This is a genomic window from Sphaerisporangium sp. NPDC088356 (assembly GCF_040685555.1).
In the GTDB taxonomy this organism is placed as follows: Bacteria; Actinomycetota; Actinomycetes; order Streptosporangiales; family Streptosporangiaceae; genus Sphaerisporangium.
This window is the reverse complement of the sequence record NZ_JBFBIK010000031.1, coordinates 51,810-69,964: the sequence shown is the minus strand read 5'-3', so window position 1 is coordinate 69,964 and position 18,155 is coordinate 51,810. Positions and strand designations below refer to the sequence as shown.

Here is an 18,155-nt window from a genome sequence, read left to right as displayed (position 1 = left end):
GCCACATGACCACGGTCGATCGCTCTATCGGGCTGCCTCAGGCTGAATAGCTACGCCCAGAGAGGTGGTGTTTGAGAAGGCCACCCGTAATCCGGTGACTATTAGGAAGCAAGCGCCTCAATAGTCACTTTAGCATCATTTGTCTGATTTTCGGAGTCGGTTTCCTTGCGGCACTCCGCAAGAACCTCCAAGCCCATGTAGCGACGCTGCTCGGTCCACTCGTCGTTCTGCTCGGCCAGCACGGCACCGACCAGCCGGATGATCGCCTCGCGGTTGGGGAAGATGCCTACAACGTCGGTCCGCCTGCGGATCTCCTTGTTCAGCCGCTCCTGCGGGTTGTTGCTCCACACCTGCCGCCACACCGTCTTGGGGAAGGCGGTGAACGCCAAGATGTCCTCGCGTGCCTCGTCCAGATGCGCAGCAGCCCTGGGGTACTTGGCCTCCAGCACCTCCACGACATGGCGATGCTGGGCGTGGACCGACTCGGCGTCGGGCTGCTCGAAGACGGTGCGCAGCATGGTCGCCACCCACGGCTGAGCCGACTTGGGCACGCGCGAGGACAAATTTCTGGCGTAATGCGCCCGGCACCTCTGCCAGCAGGCGCCGGGCAACGTCGAGGCGATGGCGTCCCGCAGGCCGGCATGGCAGTCGGAGGTGACCATGTGCACGCCCGACAGGCCACGGGCGACCAGGCCGCGCAGAAACGCCAGCCACCCCGCACCGTCCTCGGAGGACACAACGTCCAGGCCCAGGACCTCCCGGTAGCCATCGGCGTTGACACCGGTGGCGACCAGCGCGTGCACACTCACCGTCCGCCCGCCTTCGCGCACCTTCTGGGTCAGGGCGTCGATCCACACGAAGGTATACGACCCGCCGTCCAGCGGCCGGGACCGGAACTGCTCCACCACCTCGTCCAGTTCGGCGGCCATCGCCGACACCTGGGACTTCGACAGCGAGGTGATGCCCATCGCCTCGGCGAGCTTCTCCACCCGCCGCGTCGACACCCCCAGCAGATACGAGGTGGCCACCACCGAGGTCAACGCCCGCTCGGCACGACGGCGCTTGTCCAGCAGGAAGTCGGGGAAATAGGAGCCCTGTCGCAGCCGGGGCACCGCCAGCTCGATCGTTCCCGCCCGGGTATCCCACGGCCTGGCACGGTAGCCGTTGCGGGTGTTGACGCGCTCGGCGGTGACCTCCCCGTAGCCGGCTCCGCAGATCTGCTCGACCTCCGCGCCCATCATCCGGTGCGCGAACTCGCGGATCATCGTGCGCAGCAGGTCCGGGCTCGCCGCGGCCAGGGTCTCCTCGAAGTACTCCCCGGCAGCGGGCACAATGTCATTGACGGCCACTTCGTCCCCTTCGTGTTGATGTGAGCGAATCGAAGGATTACGGAGTGGTCGTCTCTTGTCACATGGATCTCACCCGTACCAGTCCGGGGCTAGATCACCCGCCCACCATCTCCCTGGACGTGAACTACGCGTTGACTCCTGATCAGGTCGCCTCGCCGATGGCCGGCAGGCCGTATGACCTGAGGCACGCGGCCGTTTCGCTATGGCTCAACTCGGGAGTCCCGGCGCCGGACGTGGCTGAGCGGGCCGGGCAGAGCGTGGATGTGCTGCTGCGGGTCTATGCGAAGTGTGTCGATGGGCAGCGGGAGATGGCCAACCAGCGGATAGCCGAGGCGTTGACGGCGTGAAGACGATCTACCATCGGAGGGTCACGGTTATCCCGTGGCCCTTCGTCTTTGGGCCTCTGAGCTGGGCAAACGTCCCTGGTTTCATCCCGCGTATATCCCGTGGGCACCCGCTCAGGGCTGCTATTGGTGGCATCCGGCTGCACCTGGCGTCAGGTGCTGATCAACGTAAAAGACCAGGTCAAGGGCTAGATGACCTGGTCTCTGCAGCGCACCCTGCAGGATTCGAACCTGCGACCGTCGGATTAGAAGTCCGATGCTCTATCCAGCTGAGCTAAGGGTGCTCTCGGATAATTGTGCATGATCTGGGGAGCGTCCGTGCACCGGTTATGGGGCGCGTCCGCTCGGCGTGGATGTTCACCACGGAGTCTATGGCCGGTGGGCGGTGAGGCCGATGACCAGCCACATGAACAGGGTGCCGCCGATGGTCGCCAGGAGGGTGGCTCGGGTGGGGTGGTCGGTGGTGTGGGCCTCGGGGAGGATGTCGGCGGTGGCCAGGTAGAGCAGGAAGCCGCCGAAGAAGCCCAGGTAGGCGGCCAGCACCGGCTCGGGGATGTGGATCAGGAAGGTCAGCGAGGCGCCGACGATGGGAGCCACGGCGTCCAGCAGCACCAGGATCACGGCCCGCCGCCGGGCGTTGCCGTACAGGGTCGTGAGCGTGAAGGTGTTGAAACCGTCGGTGAAGTCGTGGGCGATCACCGCGATGGCCACCACGAGGCCGAGCTCGCTCCCTGTCTGGAACGCGGCGCCGATGGCGGTGCCGTCGATCAGGCTGTGGACGACGAGCGCCGACCCGGCGCCGAGGCCGACGGCGGCGTGCCGGTGGCTGTGGCTGGCGTAGTGACCTTCCTGCACCTCGTGGACGGCCAGAGATCGTTCGATGACATGGATCGTCAGGAAGCCGAGTGCGAGCGCGAGCATCGGTAGTGGCACGCCCAGAAGCCGGTACGGCCCGAGCGCGAGACCTTCGGGTACGAGATCGAAGGCCACCACGCCCAGCATCACGCCGGCCGCCGCGCCGAGCACCATGTGCCGCCTGTCCCGGACGCGCTGGGCCACGATGCCGCCCAGGAGAGTCGTGACGAAGGCGGCGAAGGCCAGCACGATCGGCATGGGGCCACCGTAGACACCTAAGACGGTACTGAGCCGGGCAACACGCGAGATCAGGGCGAGGAGGAGGCCCCTCGGAGGGGGAGGCCGGCCTTGCAGCAGACGGCGTCGATCGCTGTCATGTTGGCGATCGAGTCCTGCGGTGGAGTGAGAGGAGGGGTGCCGTTCTGTACGGCTGCCGCGAAGGCGCGGAGCTGGTAGGTGTAGGTGGCTTCGCCGGTACGCGGTGCGTCATGCCAGACGGAACGGACCTTCGATTAGGAAGGTCGGTCGGCGAAGGTGGTGGTGGTTGCGGTAGGGGTACCCGGGAGAGCCGGGGGAAGGCTCCCGTGGTCAGTGAGGTGGGACTAAGATTCTGGGCCATGTTCGTCGGCACGGCTTCGCCTGAGATCTCCCTAGATGGCGGTGATGTGACGGAGGGTGTCGTGCGCGTGGGCGACACCGTGCGACGTCCGATGAGCGCGTCCAGCCCGGCCGTGCACGCCCTGCTCAACCACCTTGAGGCGGTCGGGTTCGAGGGGGCGCCACGTGTGCTCGGCATCGACGAGCGGGGGCGGCAGATCCTCTCCTATGTCCCCGGCCGCGCGGCGACCCGTCCCCTCCCCGCGCACGCGGTCGGCGATGAGGCACTGGTCGACCTCGCCGTGCTGATGCGGCGGTTCCACGACGCCGCCGAGAGCTTCGTACCTCCACCGGACGCCGTGTGGGAGGGGGGCTCCGCGGATGATGCCGCGCCCGAGCTGATCGGTCATTGCGATGTCACCCCCGAAAACGTGATCTTTCGCGGTGGGAGGCCTTGTGCGCTCATCGACTTTGACATGGCCCGCCCGACGACCCGGCTGTTCGACGTCGTGACCGCCTTACGGCACTGGGCGCCGATCGCGGACCCGCTCGATCGCGACCCCCTGCAGTGCCATCTCGACGTCGGCGCGCGGCTCAGGCTGTTCTGCGACGCCTACGGTTTCGCGGCGCGCGATCGGCGCCGGCTTCTGGAGTTGAGCCGCCTTCGGTTCGACCGTTCGTACGTCGCCATGCGATCGCGGGCCATGACGAACGGCGGGGGCTGGGCCCGCATGTGGGAAGGCGGCGCCGGCGAGCGCATCCGCCGCGCCTCGGCCTGGCTCGACGCCCACTGGGACGAGCTGGATGCCCACCTGCACTAGAACGAGAAACGAATGCCCAGAGCTTGATGTGCGCCTCACCTCTTGAAGAAAGTCTGAACGATCACACGCGCAGGGAAGTCGAAGACACGTACCGGAGCCATCGTCCGGACACCCGCTCAGCCAAGAAAGCCAAGCAAGAGCTGGAATGGCCGGGCCGTCGGGCTGCTCGCCGGGGTCGCGCTTGACGCGGTCCTCGCCGATCCGCAGAACAGCGCCCACCCGGTCGCGCTGTTCGGCCGTGCCGCCGCCTCCCTGGAACGCCGCCTGTACGGAAGGGTACGTGCCAGGGGCGTGGCCCACGTGGGGGTGTGCGTCGGCTCGGCGGTGGTCCTGGGAGTGGCGGCCGAGCGGCTGACCAGGCGTTCGGCGCCCGCTCGCGTGGCCGTCACCGCCGTGGCCACCTGGGCGGTGCTGGGGGGTACGACCCTGGCCCGCGAAGGGGCGTACATGGCGAACGCCCTCGAATCGGGTGATCTCGCCGCCGCGCGCGCGAGGCTGCCCCACCTGTGCGGGCGTGATCCGTCCGGCCTCTCCGAGGCCGAGCTGGCGCGCGCGACGGTGGAGTCGATCGCCGAGAACACCTCGGACGCCGTGGTCGCCCCGCTGGCCTGGGGCGCGGTGGCGGGCGTGCCCGGTCTGCTGGCCTACCGGGCGATCAACACGCTCGACGCGATGATCGGTCACCGCTCGGAGCGGTACGAGAGGTTCGGCTGGGCCGCCGCCCGCCTGGACGACGTGGCGAACTTCGTCCCGGCCCGGGTCACCGGGGTGCTGGCCTGCGTGCTCGCTCCGCTGGTCGGCGGATCGCCCCGTGGGGCGGCGGCCGTACTGCGCAGGGACGGTCACCGGCATCCCAGCCCCAACTCGGGCCGCTGCGAGGCGGCGTTCGCGGGGGCGCTCGGAGTCCGGCTGGGCGGCCGCAACGACTACGGCGGCCGGGTGGAGCACCGCCCCGAGCTCGGCGACGGTCCCCGTCCCGCCGTTAGCGACATTTCCAGATCTGTACGGCTCGCGCGCGCCGTGAACCTTTCCTCCGCCGCACTCGCGATCGCTTCCGCGTGGGCACTCCGAGGGTGGCGTGGCAGGCGCCGATCGAATGTCCGGTAGGCCTCGACACCCCCTGCGGCATGGCTCTCGATCGAGCAGCGGCCCGCCGGCTCCCGTACGGGCAAGGTCTCCCCAGGATGCGGATTCGGGTGGGTCTGGCATCTTTGGTGGGTGCTCAAAGGAACGCTTCTGGTGGCGGGGACGACTTCGGACGCGGGTAAGAGCGTCGTCACGGCGGGCATCTGCCGGTGGCTGGCCCGCCGTGGGGTGCGCGTGGCGCCGTTCAAGGCGCAGAACATGTCGCTCAACTCCTACGTAACCGCCGACGGAGCCGAGATCGGACGAGCGCAGGTCGCGCAGGCGCAGGCCGCCGGCCTGGAGCCCGTCGCCGACATGAACCCGATCCTGCTCAAGCCCGGCAGCGACCGCCGTAGCCAGGTGGTCGTGCTCGGCAGGCCGCTCGCCGAGGTGGACGCGATGGAGTACGGCGCTTACAAGGATCACCTCAGGATGGTCGCCCTGGAGTCGCTCAACCGGCTCCGCTCGACCTACGACGTGGTCGTGTGCGAGGGCGCCGGCAGCCCCACGGAGATCAACCTCCGCAAGGGGGACATCGCGAACATGGGGCTGGCCCGTGCCGCCGATATCCCGGTGATCGTCGTCGGGGACATCGACAGGGGCGGCGTCTTCGCCTCGCTGTACGGCACACTGGCCCTGCTCGACGCGGGAGATCAGGCGCTCATCAGCGGCTTTCTGATCAACAAGTTCCGTGGGGCGCCGGAGTTGCTCGAACCCGGGCTCGACATGCTGAGGGATCTGACCGGACGCCCCGTGTACGGGGTACTGCCCTGGCTCGACGGGCTCTGGATGGATCTGGAGGACTCCCTGGCCCTGGACAACCGCCCGATGCGCGTTCCTCAGCCGGGCGAGTCGGGAAGCCTGCGGGTGGCGGTGGTGCGGTACCCGAGGATCTCCAACTTCACCGACGTGGACGCCCTCGCGGCGGAGCCGGGTGTGACGGTCCGGTTCGTCGCCTCGGCCGGTGACGTCGCGGAAATCCGCGAGGCCGACCTGGTCATCCTGCCCGGGTCACGTGCCACGGTGTCCGACCTCGAATGGCTCCGCCGTACGGGCCTGGCGTCCGCGCTGCTCGAACGGCGCGGGCCCATCCTCGGGATCTGCGGCGGTTACCAGATGCTCGCGCGCTCGATCCGCGACGACGTGGAGTCCGGCGCCGGGCTGGTGGAGGGGCTCGGGCTGCTTCCCGCCACCGTCGAGTTCGCCCCCGGCAAGACCCTTTCCCGGCCCGTCGGCGAGGCGTACGGCTGCCGCGTCGCCGCCTACGAGATCCACCACGGGATCGTGACGGTCGACGGCGCGCACGGCCGGGAAGGGAAGCCATTCCCGGACGGTGGGGAGAGGGAGCTCTTTGTGGACGGCCGGAGCGGCGGGCCGTTCCTGGACGGGGCAGACGGTGGGAAACCCGAGCCGTTCCTCGATGGTTGCCGGGTGGGCGCGGTGTGGGGGACCACGTGGCACGGGGCGCTGGAGAACGACGGCTTCCGCCGCGCCTTCCTCGCCGACGTCGCCGCGAGGGCGGGCAGGGACTTCGCTCCCGCGCCGGACGTCTCGTTCGCGGCTCTGCGGGAACGGCATCTGGACGCACTCGGCGACCTGATCGAGCACCATGCCGACACCGACGCCCTACTCACGCTGATCGAGAAGGGCGCGCCCTCGGGCATGCCCGCGCTACCTCCTGGAGGAACCACGGGCTTGCCTGGGCCGCCCCCCGGAGGAACGGCGCTGCCTTCGGAAGAATCCGCCGGTCCGCCCGCGCCGCCTCACCGAGGAGCGTGATGGCCGTATGGGAGAATCATCGCGTGCTGGTATATGACGGCGATTGCGGGTTCTGCCAGCGTTGTGTCGACTTCGGGCGCAGGTATCTCCCCGTGATGCCCCGGGTGAGCCGCTGGCAGGATCTCGACTTGGCGGACCACGGCCTGACCCTCGACGAGGTGACCCGGTCCGTCCAGCTGCTCGGTCCCAACGGCCTCCGTGCCTCCGGTGCCCGTGCCGTCGCGCTGCTCCTCGCCGTACAACCCGTGGCCTGGTGGCGCGTGGCCGGCCAGATCATGCTCGTACCCCCGGTGAGCTGGGCCGCCGAGGCTGTCTACCGCGTGGTCGCCCGCAACCGCCACCGCCTCCCGGGCAGCACGGGCACCTGCGCCGTCGACCGCTGACCCACCGGCCTTCCCCACCGTGGCGCCCGCGCCGCCCCACACCGGTAGACGGCCTTGCCGGGATGTGGAAAGGAAGGGGGGCGGAACTGTCCGGGAGTGGTCATGTCGGGGCGGTGGGGCTCGGGGCCAGGATGCGACGCATGACAGCAGTGGTGGAAACCGAGGGGCTGACCAAGTTCTACGGTAAGCGCCGGGGGCTGGAGGATCTCACCTTCGAGATCCGTCCCGGCGAGGTGTTCGGGTACCTCGGCCCGAACGGTGCCGGCAAGACGACGACGATCCGCCTGCTCCTCGACGTGATCCGTCCGACGCGTGGCAGTGTCCGCGTCCTCGGCGGCGACCCCCGTGACGCGGCCCACCGGAGCAGGATCGGCTACCTTCCCGGCGAGCTGGCCCTCGAAGGCCGGGAGAAGGCGCGAGAGTACCTCGACTTCCTCGCGGGCGTCAGGGGTGGCGTGGCCAGGGGGAGCATCGACGTGCTGGCCGAGCGGCTGGAGGCCGACCTTTCCGTCAGGATGGGCCAGCTCTCCAAGGGCAACAAGCAGAAGGTCGGTCTGATCCAGGCGTTCATGCACGAGCCCGAGTTCCTGATCCTCGACGAGCCGACCAGCGGCCTGGACCCTCTCGTCCAGCAGGAGTTCCTCTCGATGGTCCGCGAGGTACGGGCGGCGGGGCGCACCGTGCTCATGTCGTCACACGTCCTCGCGGAGGTCGAGCACGTGTCCGACCGGGTGGGCATCGTCAGGGGCGGCAGGCTGGTCGCCGTGGAGGACGTCGCCGCGCTGCGCGAGAAGGCGGTGCGCCGGGTGGAGTTCCACTTCGACGCCCCGGTGCCCGAGGAGGCGTTCAGGGACCTGCCGGGAGTGCGCGACCTCAAGGTCACGGGCGCGAGCGTGAGCTGCACGATCGACGGCCGTCCCGACGCGCTCATCAAGGCGGCGGCGCGGTTCACGGTCGTCCACATGGTCAGCGCGGAGCCCGACCTTGAGGAGATCTTCCTCACCTACTACAGCGAGGACGTGCATCATGCCCACGTTGGTGCGTAAGACCCTGCGCGACTACCGCCGCGCGATCATCGGCTGGACGGTCGGCATCTGCGTCTTCGTCGGGTTGTACACGTCTTTCTTCCCCCAGATGCATGAAAATCCAGACTTCTACAACCATGCGGCCGTCGCGAAGTACCCCGAGGGCATGCGGAAGCTGATGGGCGGGCTGGAGAACATCGCCAGTGGCACCGGCTTCCTCCAGGCCGTCATCTACCAGCTGTTCGTGCCGATGCTCTTCATCATGTGCGCGGTGATCCTCGGTAACAAGGCCATCGCGGCACCCGAGGAGTCGGGCACGCTGGAGCTGACCCTCACGCTGCCGCTGGACCGCAGGCGGCTGGTGCTGGAACGCTTCGCCGCGCTCGCCATCGGGCTGCTCGGCGTCGCGATCGCGTCGTTCGCGGTGATCGCCGTCCTCGGGTCGGCGGTGGATCTCGGGGTGCCCCTCGGCAGGATCGTCGCGGCGCACACGGGCCTGTACCTGCTGGTCCTGTTCTTCGGGACCCTCGCGCTGGCCGTGGGCGCGGCGACCGGCCGCAAGGCCCTCGCCATGGCGGTCGCCGGCGCGTACGCGGTGGCGGGGTACGTGGTCAACGCGCTGGCCGCCGACGTCGAGGCGATGCGATGGCTGAACCTGCTCTCTCCGTTCCACTACTACAGTGAGGGAAACCCACTGGTCAACGGCTTCCCGGTGGGCGACTACCTGATCCTGCTCGCCGGGTCGGCCGTGCTCGTCCTGACCGCGGTGCTCTCATTCGATCGCCGTGACGTAGGAGTGTGATGGACGTTCTCGCTCACGTGAGCGAGGCGACCGGGGTGCCCACCGACCTGCTCGGCGGATATCTCACGGTGCTCACGGCCGCCTCGTCCACGGGTCGCTTACCCGACCGTGACGCCATCGAGGCGCTGCGCGCGCTCGGGACGGCCGCCGCCGAGCGCGGCGTGCCGATGCGCTCGCTCACCGACGCGTGCCTGCTCGCCTGCGAGCTGACCGCCCGTCCCGGCGGCGCCCCGGTCCTCGGAGCCGTACGCCGGGCCGTCGCGGCGTACTTCGACGGGTACGAGGAGGCGCAACTCCGGGCGATCCGGCAGGAGGACGAGGCCCGGCGGGAGTTCATCGGCGACCTGCTGCAGGGACGGGCCGACCGGCTGGCCGAGCGTGCGGAGCATTTCGGGCTGCGGCTGGCGGAGGCGTACGTGGTGGCCGTGGCCAGGGACGGCAAGCCGATCGGCGACGGCGACCCGCTCATCCGCCGCATCGAGCAGGCGCTCATCACCCGGTTCGGCTCGCACAACGTCCTGATCGCGGCCCGCGACGGCCTGCTGGTCTGCGTGGCGCCCGCCACCCTGACGGCGGCCACCGGCGAGTTCACCCACCATGTACGCGGAAATCTGGACGCCGGCTGGCGGTTGGGCATCGGCCGTCCGCATCGCGGCCCGGGAGGCGTGGTGACCTCCTTTCGCGAGGCGAGCGAGGCGATCGGCCTGGGGGAGCGGCTCGGCCTGCGGCCCCAGATCCTGAGGGCGGCCGACCTGCTGGTCTTCCCGGTCCTGCTGCGTGACCGGGACGCGATCGAGGACCTCGTCGCGACCGTGCTGAACCCGCTGCTGGACGCGCGCGGCGGCCCCGAGCCCCTGCTAGAGACGCTGGACGCGGTGTTCGGAGCCCAGGGCAACCAGACCGCCGCCGCCCGCAAGCTCGGCATCAGCACCCGGGCGGTCACCTACCGCCTTGAGCGCATCCGCCGGCTCACCGGCTTCTCACCCGACGACCCGACGCAGCGCTTCACGCTGGAGACCGCGGTCCTCGGAGCCCGCCTCCTCGGCTGGCCGACGGACTCCGGTTCCTAGCGGTTCCGCCCGACTCCGGTTCTGGGGCGCCCTGCGGGACACCGGGATTCCGGGGGCGTCTACCTGGGCATCCTCATCTTCGATCTCGCGATGCCCGGCTGATCTCAGGGGATCAGCAGGAGCTTGCCGGTCGTACGGCGGCCTTCGAGGTCGTCATGGGCCTTGCCCGCGTCGGCCAGGGGATATTTTCCGGAGATGTGGACCTTGAGGGCACCGCTCGCGACCCAGCCGAGCACGTCGTCGGCCCGGCCGAGCAGCTCCTCGCGCGTGGCGGCGTAGTCGGCGAGCGTCGGCCTGGTGAGGAACAGCGAGCCGCCCTGGTTCAGCCGCTGCGGGTCGAACGGGGGCACCGGCCCGCTCGCCGCCCCGTACAGGGCGAGCATGCCGCGCGGCCGCAGCGAGGCCAGGCTCCCCTCGAAGGTGGCCGCGCCGACGCCGTCGTAGACGACGTTCACGCCCAGGTCGCCGGTCAGCTCGCGTACGGCCCTGTCGAAACCCTCGTACGGGATCACGTCGTCGGCCCCGGCCTCCCTGGCCAGCTTGGCCTTCTCCTCGGTCGAGACCGTGCCGATCACGCGGCCCCCGCGGAGCTTGACCATCTGCGTGAGCAGGAGCCCCATGCCGCCCGCCGCCGCGTGGATGAGCACCTCGTCCCCGGTCTTCACCGCGTACGTCGAGTGGGTGAGGTAGTGGGCGGTGAGCCCCTGGAGGATCACGGCCGCCGCAGGCTCGAAGGACAGATCATCAGGAAGCGGGATCACTCTGGCCGCCGGGACGACCACCTTCTCCGCGTAACTGCCCAGCACTCCCTGCCAGCCCACCCGGTCGCCGACCGCGACATCGGTCACGTTCGCACCGACGGCGGCCACGGTGCCCGCGCCCTCCGACCCGATGCCGAACGGCGCCTGGAGCGGGTAGCGCCCCTCGCGGTGGTAGACGTCGACGAAGTTGACGCCGCTCGCCGCCACGTCGACCAGCACGTCATCGGGCCCCGGGGCGGGATCGGGCACCTCGGTGTATTCGAGCGCGGATGACCCACCAGGGCTGGAGACGACGATGGCATGCATGACGCTTGACTCCTTCGCGATCAGACGGGTGCCTTGCTCGTGCCCAACCCCTCCTCCCCTATTCCTTGTTCCCTCCCGGCTACCTTTGCGGGACCAGGCCTGAGGGGGCCAGGATTGTCGGGGGCGAACATCCGGCCACCAGGTGCGTTCCGGTCACCACAGAGGTCCCGGCCGGCAGGAGAACAGACGGGAGCTGTCGAAGGATGACTGCGACGACCATCGCGACTCAGGGGCAGACACTGACCTTTCCCGACGGCTTCATCTGGGGAGCGGCCACCGCCGCCTACCAGGTGGAGGGAGCGGCGGCCGAGGACGGCCGGGGACCGTCGATCTGGGACACGTTCACCCGGACACCGGGCGCGGTCTTCGAGGGGCACACCGGCGACACGGCCTGCGATCACTACCACCGGTATCCCGACGATGTCCGCATGATGAAGGACCTCGGCCTGGAGGTCTACCGGTTCTCGGTGGCGTGGCCGCGCGTCCAGCCCGGTGGCTCCGGCCCCGCCAACGCGGCGGGTCTGGACTTCTACGAGCGGCTGGTGGACGATCTGCTCGCCGCCGACATCGCGCCGTACGTGACGCTCTACCACTGGGACCTCCCGCAGGCGCTGGAGGAGGCGGGCGGCTGGACCAACCGGGACACCGCCTACCGGTTCGCCGACTTCACGCAGATGGTGCACGACCGTCTCGGTGACCGGGTCGGCACGTGGATGACCATCAACGAGCCCTGGGTGCAGGCCTTCCTGGGATACGGCATCGGCGTGCACGCTCCGGGCCGTACGTCGTCGGCCGACGCCTTCCGCGCCGCGCACCACCTGCTCCTCGCCCACGGGCTGGGCACCCAGGCGCTGCGCGGCGCGGGCGCGCGGGAGATCGCCCTCACGCTGAACCTCGTCCCGGTGGTCACCCCCGCCCAGGTGAACGACCCGGAGCTCGCGCTGTCCGCCGAGGACGCCGAGGCGGTGGACCGGGTCGACTGCCTCATCAACCGGCAGTTCCTCGACCCCGCGCTGCGCGGAGAGTACCCCGGCAAGGTGCTGTCGATCGTCGACCGCATCGCCGGCCTCGACCACATCCACGACGGCGACCTCGCGATCATCAACCAGCCGATCGACCTGCTGGGGATCAACTACTACACCCCCTGCGTCGTACGGTCAGGGCCGGGAGAGCCGGCCAACCCCGCCTACCCCGGCACCGAGGACATCGAGTTCGCCGGCGCCTACGCCCCGACGACCGCCACGGGCTGGGCCATCGTCCCGACCGGCCTCTCCCAGCTCCTCGTACGGCTGGCGCGTGACTATCCCGAGGTGGGTCTGCTCGTCACCGAGAACGGCGCCGCGTTCGACGACGTGGTGTCGGGCGAGCGCGTGCACGACGCCGACCGCACCGCCTTCCTGGAGGGCCACCTGCGGGCCGCGCGCGCCGCCATCGAAGCCGGGGCGGACCTTCGGGGGTACCTCGTCTGGTCGCTGCTGGACAACTTCGAGTGGGCCGAGGGCTACAACAAGCGCTTCGGCATCGTGCACGTCGACTTCACGACGCAGCGGCGCCTGCTCAAGGACAGCGCGCGGTGGTACCGCGAGGTGATCCAGCGCAACGGGCTGTGGAGGGAACGCACCCGGCGCCCCACGCTCGAAGAGGTCGCGGCCAGGGCCGGGGTGTCCAGGTCTACCGTCTCGCGGGTGATCAACGGGCAGGCCACGGTCAGCGACGAGTTCCGCGAGACCGTCATGCACGCGGTCAACGAGCTCGGCTACGTGCCGAACTCGGCCGCCCGCAGCCTCGTCACCCAGCGCACCGACACGATCGGCCTCGTCGTCCTCGACTCACCCACCCCGACCTCCCGTGCCGGGGCCGTGGGTGGCTTCCGCGCCGGAGGGGGGAGCGACGATCCGCTGTTCTCCTCGGTCGTGCGGACGGCCGTCCACTCGTTGGAGGAGCAGGGCAAGCAGGTCACGCTCATGCTCGCCGGTTCCGCGCGCAGCCGGCTCCGGGTGGAGCAGTACGTCGCGGCGGGGCACGTGGACGGGGTCGTGGTCGTCTCCACGCGCGGCGCCGACCCGCTGCTCGGCGCGCTCGCCCGTACGGGCATCCCCACCGTGTCGCTGGGCAGGCCCGCGGTTCCCATGGCCCTGCCGTACATCGACAGCGACGACGCCGGCGGGGCCGTGGCGGCGGTCACCCACCTGCTCGGCACGGGACGGCGGCGCATCGCCATGATCTGCGGCCCGCTGGACAGCGTCGCGGCGCAGTCCCGGCTGGAGGGCTACCGGGACACCCTGCGCGACGGCGGACGCCGGTCGATCGTCGCGATCGGCGACTTCACCCGCGCGTCGGGAGCGGTCGCGATGCGTCAACTCCTCCAGGACGACCCGGCGCTGGACGCCGTCTTCGCCGCCAACGACCTGATGGCGATCGGAGCCCTGAGCGTGCTGCACGAAATGGGGCGCAAGGTCCCCGAAGACGTCGCAATCGTCGGCTTCGACGACATCGAGGCCGCCTCCTACACCATCCCCCCGCTCACCACGGTGAACAGCCTCAGAGAGGACCAGGCCCTGGCGGCCGTCCGCCTCCTCCTCCGCCACATCGACGGCGGCCCCGTCTCCGCCACCATCCTCCCCACCGAACTGATCATCCGTAACTCCACCTGAGTCTCGTCGCCGGAGGCGCCGACCATCATGGTCCTCGCCTCCGGCTCGGGCAGCACTTCCCAGGGGGCCTACGGGCCCCCCTTCGACCCACCAACGCTTCAGGATGATCCCTGGCGCAATCCATCTGGTGCCTGGCCCCAGCTCCGCTCAGCGGGATGCGGACGTGCCACGTGGCGCATACCACGGTATGCTTGCCCTGTGTCCGGTACCACGCGTATCACGGTGACCCTTCCTAACGAGCAGGTGGCCGAGCTGAGGAAGCTCACCGACAATGTCTCCGGCTACGTCGCCGAGGCGGTGGCGCGACAGATCCGGCACCAACTCCTGGGTGAGGATCTGCGTCGCCATCAGGAGGAGCACGGGGCCTTCACGGAAGAGGAGTTGTCCGAGGCTCGAGCCAGGATCTTTGGTGCCGTTCGTTCCACGGGGCAGACGGACGTCGCGTGACCGAGCACTTGGAGACCGTCGTTCTGGACTCTCAGGGTTTGTCCGCATGGATTGCCGAGGATCGCAAGTTCCTTGCGATGTTGCAGCTGTTCCACGAGACGGCGGCTGATCTCGTCGTCGGCGCCAACACCATCGTTGAAGTCAGCCACACTCGGGTGAACATGCCTAAGTTGCGTTGGACGCTGTCTCGGGTCAAGGTCGAGCCGGTGACCGAAGACGCGGCGAAGGCCTCGGCTGAGTTGCTCAAAGCCGCGGGTTTGCACGGCCACAAGTATGCGGTCGACGCAACCGTGGCAGAGACGGCACTGCGCCAGCCTGGTCCGGTTGCGATAGTGACCTCCGACATCGACGACATGGCCAGGCTGTGCGGTGGCCGCGTGCGACTGATCGGTCTCTAAAGCGCTGGAGATCGCCTGGCAGTCCTCGCCTTCGGCTCGGGCACGTGAGTCCCTACACCTAGCCGGACGGCCGCCGAGGAGATGCGATCATGAGTGCACCGGAATCCGCCGAGCTTCATCAATAACCTTCAGCGTTTGTGTCCCTGCTGTGCGAGGACGCGATCCGCCCGCTGGATCCCACCCCGGCCGCGGTCGGGGTGGACGCCGGGATCACCGCCCTGGTCACGCTGTCGCGCCCGATCGATGGGGTGACCGACGAGCACGGCAAGGTGACCAACCCCCGGCATGAGCGGGCCGGCCGCCGCAAGCTCGCCCGAGCCCAGCGCGCCCTGGCACGTAAGGACAAGGGCAGCGCCAACCGGCAGAAGGCGAAACTCCGTGTCGCGAAGGTCTACGCGCGGATCGCTGACCGGCGGCGTGATTTCCTGCACGAGCTCACCACCTCGATCGTCCGTGAGAACCAAACGGTCGTGATCGAGGATCTCACCGTGCGCAACATGGTGAAGAACCACTCCCTGGCCCGCGCCATCTCCGACGCCTCGTGGCGGGAACTGCGCTCGATGCTGGAGTACAAGACGGCCTGGTACGGGCGTGAACTGGTCGTTGTCGACCGGTGGTTCCGTGGGGGAGAGGTCTGTGCGGGACTTTCATCGTCTGAGGACTCCTTGATGGAGCAGTTAAGTGGGGATTTGAATGGAAAATACGCCTTTCGGGTGTTCGAATTAGTTAAATGGCGATTCCGACAATCTTTTGCTCGCTCTTTATCTCTGTAGTAACCTCCTTGCCGTGCCGTCGCAAGAACATGAAGCATTGATCCTACTTTTCAAAAATCGTCCGGAATTGGCTGCTGAATTGCTGGTCGAGGCCCTGGGCATGCCGGTGCCGGGCTACCGTGAGGCCAGGGTCGAGTCCGGGGATCTGACCGAGTGCCCACCGGTGGAGTATCAGGCGGACGCGGTGGTGGTGTTCTCAGACAGTGATCCGGTGCTCGCGGTCGTGGTGGAGGTGCAGCGGGGCAGGGATAAGAGCAAGCGGTGGAGCTGGCCGGTGTATCTGGCGTCGGTGCGGGCGCGGATGCGCTGTCCGACAGTTCTGCTGGTCGTGTGTACCGACGCCAGTATCGCGAAATGGTGCGCGATGCCGATCGAGATGGGTCATCCGGGTTGGAGACTCGCTCCGATGGTCGCCGGCCCGGGCGTGGTTCCGGTAGTGACCGATCCCGCCGAGGCGGTCGATGCGCCCGAGCTCGCAGTGCTGTCGGCGGTGGCCCACGGCGGTGGTATCGACGCTCAGCCGGTTTTGGAGGCGCTGTTGGCCGCCTTGGCGGTCGTCGATGTCCGACGGGCACGGCTGTACGCTGATTTTGTGCTGATGACGCTTCCGGAAGTGGCTCGAAAGCATATGGAGGTATTGATGGCCGTGGGAACCTACGAGTACCAGAGCGACTTCGCGAAGAAATACGTCGCCGAGGGAAAAGCAGAGGGTCGGGCTGAGGCAATCTTCCTAATTTTGTCCGGTCGCGGCATCTCGATTTCGGATGAAACGCGTAGCCGTATTCTGGCTTGCGAGGATCTGGCACAGCTCGATGCCTGGATCCAGCGGGCCGTGACCGCCGTGGTGATCGAGGATCTCTTCTCCTGACGACCTGTTGACGTACGTCCCACTCGCAAGCCTGATGCTCAGGTCATCCGTTGCACCGCCTTCCAGTGGGACTGCTTCCTTGATGGCGTGAGGAACGGCGAGTTCGACGCCCCCTGGCGCTGTGGGCTGCTGACACACGTTTCGGTGCTGGGTGCGGGGCTTGGGCCAGTAGGTGCCCCGGTTAAGTGGGCGATGCTTCGGGCGAATAGAGCCGGACGCCTTCGGCCGGTTCTCGTTCTCCCGCCCCGCCTCCCCAGTCGACCCCGCCCAGGCACCTGCGGCGACTCCCATCCGGAGTTCACGCGCACAGCGGGCTCGGCTCTACCTAGTTTGCCGCTGATGACGCCGCCCGAGGTGGCTGGGATGCATATGGAGGTATTGATGGATGCGGGAACCTACGAGTACCAGAGCGACTTCGCGAAGAAATACGTCGCTGCGGGAAAGGAGGAGGGCAGGGTCGAGGGAAAGGCGGAAGCGCTCTGCATCGTCCTGTCTGGTCGAGGGGTCCTGATTTCGGATGAAACGCGGAGCCGCATCCTCGCCCACAAGGATCTGGCGCAGCTTGAGGCCTGGATCCAGCGCGCCGCGACCGCCGTGGTGATCGAGGACCTCTTCTTCTGACGACCCGGAGTTTGCGGTCGGGGCGTAGCCGGGGCTCATAGGTGGTAGCGGCTGGCCTGGCATGCTGGGGATGTGGGGGAGTTGGGATTGCGGGTTGAGGGGGCGTTGTGGGGGTTTCTGGCGGCCCGGCATCGGTGTGATGAGGTGCGGGTGCGCTACGACGGGACGTCCTCGCTGGGGCATGTGGTGGAGTCGCTCGGGGTGCCGTTGCCGGAGGTGGGGCGCCTGGTCGCCGGCGGGCGGGAGGTGACGCCGTCGTACCGGCCGGGAGCGGGCGAGGTCGTGAGCGTTTTCGCGGTGCGGCGACCACAGGCCGTTCCCGCGCAGCGGTTTCTCCTTGACGTGCACCTCGGGACGCTCGCGCGGCGGCTGCGGCTGGTAGGGGTCGACACCGCCTATGAGAACGATCTCGATGACGACGCTCTGATCGTCCGCGCGAATGCCGAGCGGCGGGTGCTGCTCACGCAGGATCGCGGCCTGCTCCGCCGCAGAAGCCTCTGGCTGGGCGCGTACGTCCGGGGCGCGCGGCCGGAGCGGCAGTTCGCCGACGTGCTTGAGCGTTTCGCGCCCCCGCTTGCGCCTTGGACCAGGTGTACGGCGTGCAACGGCCCGCTGTCACCCGTGGCGAAGGACGAGGTAGAAGGCCTTCTGCGGCCCGGCACCCGCCGGAGTTATGACACGTTCGCGCGGTGCCTTGTGTGTGATCACGTTTACTGGCGTGGCGCGCATGGAGCCCGGCTGGAGGCGATCGTCGAGGAGGCGGGGCGCATCGTCGCCGCCGCCGCGCTCTGAGCTCAGGGGAAGTGACACCGGCGCCGCACTCCCGGCTCAGGGAGGTAGCACCGCGTCGGCGCACTCCGCACTTCGGGGGGAGGTGGCGCCGCCGCGTGGGTCGGGGCGCCGCTCGCCGTGCACCAGGGGTTATTCCCGGCATGAGGCGATAGCGGCATCGAATATCGGAGGCGTGGGACGGTACGCCGCAGTTGGGGTGTACCCCTATCGGTCGGCGAAAAGGTTCGGATTCCGTCCCGTTCTGGAATTATGACTGTTTGTAGCCTCACATGTCGAAATGGGAGAAATCGGCCTGACGTTATACGCGGCTACGCCCGTCAAGCAGGTGTGACACGGGCTCCCACGCTGGACCACGCCACCTGCGACCTTGGATGCATAAGGGACT

17 protein-coding genes, 1 tRNA gene and 1 pseudogene are annotated in these 18,155 nt (G+C 68.6%); 15 read left to right on the top strand and 4 right to left on the bottom strand.

The genetic code is table 11. The features are described from left to right. Window positions 1-101: 101 nt before the first annotated feature. Window positions 102-1,334, bottom strand: coding sequence for an IS256 family transposase (locus AB0O34_RS14670; RefSeq protein ID WP_363915855.1), 1,233 nt, complete (start codon window positions 1,332-1,334; stop codon window positions 102-104). Window positions 1,335-1,369: 35 nt separating this feature from the next. On the opposite strand from AB0O34_RS14670, the gene AB0O34_RS14665 reads away from it, so the two are divergent. Continuing rightward, the gene (locus AB0O34_RS14665; RefSeq protein ID WP_363915851.1) at window positions 1,370-1,696 is read left to right on the top strand and encodes a hypothetical protein; all 327 of its coding nucleotides are present in this window, start codon (window positions 1,370-1,372) and stop codon (window positions 1,694-1,696) included. A 207-nt stretch (window positions 1,697-1,903) separates the two neighbouring features. Here the strand turns inward: AB0O34_RS14665 and AB0O34_RS14660 are convergent. Further along, window positions 1,904-1,977, bottom strand: a tRNA-Arg gene (locus tag AB0O34_RS14660). A gap of 85 nt (window positions 1,978-2,062) precedes the next feature. Beyond that, window positions 2,063-2,806 carry a ZIP family metal transporter gene (locus AB0O34_RS14655; RefSeq protein WP_363915850.1) on the bottom strand — a complete coding sequence of 248 codons (744 nt, stop codon included), beginning with the start codon at window positions 2,804-2,806 and terminating at the stop codon, window positions 2,063-2,065. Window positions 2,807-3,213: 407 nt separating this feature from the next. Between AB0O34_RS14655 and AB0O34_RS14650 the strand changes: the two genes are divergently transcribed. The 7 genes from AB0O34_RS14650 (at window position 3,214) to AB0O34_RS14620 (ending at window position 10,150) form a co-directional block, all read left to right on the top strand. Continuing rightward, entirely contained in the window at window positions 3,214-3,966 is a 753-nt protein-coding gene (locus AB0O34_RS14650; RefSeq protein WP_363915849.1) for a phosphotransferase, read from the top strand. Between the two features lie 99 nt (window positions 3,967-4,065). Then, window positions 4,066-5,073: a cobalamin biosynthesis protein gene (locus AB0O34_RS14645; protein ID WP_363915854.1), complete on the top strand. Its 1,008-nt coding sequence runs from the start codon at window positions 4,066-4,068 to the stop codon at window positions 5,071-5,073. 132 nt (window positions 5,074-5,205) lie between these two features. Next, window positions 5,206-6,870 carry a cobyric acid synthase gene (locus tag AB0O34_RS14640; protein ID WP_363915848.1) on the top strand — a complete coding sequence of 555 codons (1,665 nt, stop codon included), beginning with the start codon at window positions 5,206-5,208 and terminating at the stop codon, window positions 6,868-6,870. After that, on the top strand, window positions 6,870-7,253 hold the full coding sequence (locus AB0O34_RS14635; protein ID WP_363915847.1) for a DUF393 domain-containing protein: 384 nt from the start codon (window positions 6,870-6,872) through the stop codon (window positions 7,251-7,253). Before AB0O34_RS14640 ends, AB0O34_RS14635 begins: the two co-directional genes overlap by 1 nt. 140 nt (window positions 7,254-7,393) lie before the next feature. Next, window positions 7,394-8,299, top strand: coding sequence for an ABC transporter ATP-binding protein (locus tag AB0O34_RS14630; RefSeq protein WP_363915846.1), 906 nt, complete (start codon window positions 7,394-7,396; stop codon window positions 8,297-8,299). Further along, entirely contained in the window at window positions 8,280-9,080 is an 801-nt protein-coding gene (locus AB0O34_RS14625) for an ABC transporter permease subunit (RefSeq protein ID WP_363915845.1), read from the top strand. Before AB0O34_RS14630 ends, AB0O34_RS14625 begins: the two co-directional genes overlap by 20 nt. Next, complete coding sequence (locus AB0O34_RS14620) at window positions 9,080-10,150, top strand: helix-turn-helix domain-containing protein (protein ID WP_363915844.1); 1,071 nt, start codon at window positions 9,080-9,082, stop codon at window positions 10,148-10,150. Before AB0O34_RS14625 ends, AB0O34_RS14620 begins: the two co-directional genes overlap by 1 nt. A gap of 104 nt (window positions 10,151-10,254) precedes the next feature. Here AB0O34_RS14620 and AB0O34_RS14615 read toward each other — a convergent pair whose 3' ends face one another. After that, window positions 10,255-11,217 carry a quinone oxidoreductase gene (locus AB0O34_RS14615; RefSeq protein WP_363915843.1) on the bottom strand — a complete coding sequence of 321 codons (963 nt, stop codon included), beginning with the start codon at window positions 11,215-11,217 and terminating at the stop codon, window positions 10,255-10,257. 203 nt (window positions 11,218-11,420) lie between these two features. Here AB0O34_RS14615 and AB0O34_RS14610 point away from each other — a divergent pair, with 203 nt between their 5' ends. From AB0O34_RS14610 to AB0O34_RS14580, 7 genes and pseudogenes are all read left to right on the top strand, one after another. Further along, the gene (locus AB0O34_RS14610; RefSeq protein WP_363915842.1) at window positions 11,421-13,871 is read left to right on the top strand and encodes a GH1 family beta-glucosidase; all 2,451 of its coding nucleotides are present in this window, start codon (window positions 11,421-11,423) and stop codon (window positions 13,869-13,871) included. Window positions 13,872-14,114: 243 nt separating this feature from the next. Beyond that, a complete protein-coding gene (locus AB0O34_RS14605) occupies window positions 14,115-14,318 on the top strand; it encodes a hypothetical protein (protein WP_363915841.1) in 204 nt (67 codons plus the stop codon). Continuing rightward, entirely contained in the window at window positions 14,315-14,716 is a 402-nt protein-coding gene (locus tag AB0O34_RS14600) for a DNA-binding protein (protein WP_363915840.1), read from the top strand. The genes AB0O34_RS14605 and AB0O34_RS14600 overlap by 4 nt, the downstream gene beginning before the upstream one ends. A 134-nt stretch (window positions 14,717-14,850) precedes the next feature. Continuing rightward, window positions 14,851-15,354 (top strand): annotated as a pseudogene (locus AB0O34_RS14595) (RNA-guided endonuclease TnpB family protein); the annotation flags it as partial. A gap of 148 nt (window positions 15,355-15,502) precedes the next feature. Continuing rightward, window positions 15,503-16,357, top strand: coding sequence for a hypothetical protein (locus tag AB0O34_RS14590; protein WP_363915839.1), 855 nt, complete (start codon window positions 15,503-15,505; stop codon window positions 16,355-16,357). Window positions 16,358-16,720: 363 nt separating this feature from the next. After that, the gene (locus AB0O34_RS14585) at window positions 16,721-16,978 is read left to right on the top strand and encodes a hypothetical protein (protein ID WP_363915838.1); all 258 of its coding nucleotides are present in this window, start codon (window positions 16,721-16,723) and stop codon (window positions 16,976-16,978) included. A gap of 105 nt (window positions 16,979-17,083) precedes the next feature. Beyond that, window positions 17,084-17,770 (top strand): Mut7-C RNAse domain-containing protein, encoded by a 687-nt coding sequence (locus AB0O34_RS14580; RefSeq protein WP_363915853.1) that lies wholly within the window; start codon window positions 17,084-17,086, stop codon window positions 17,768-17,770. Window positions 17,771-18,155 lie beyond the last annotated feature (385 nt).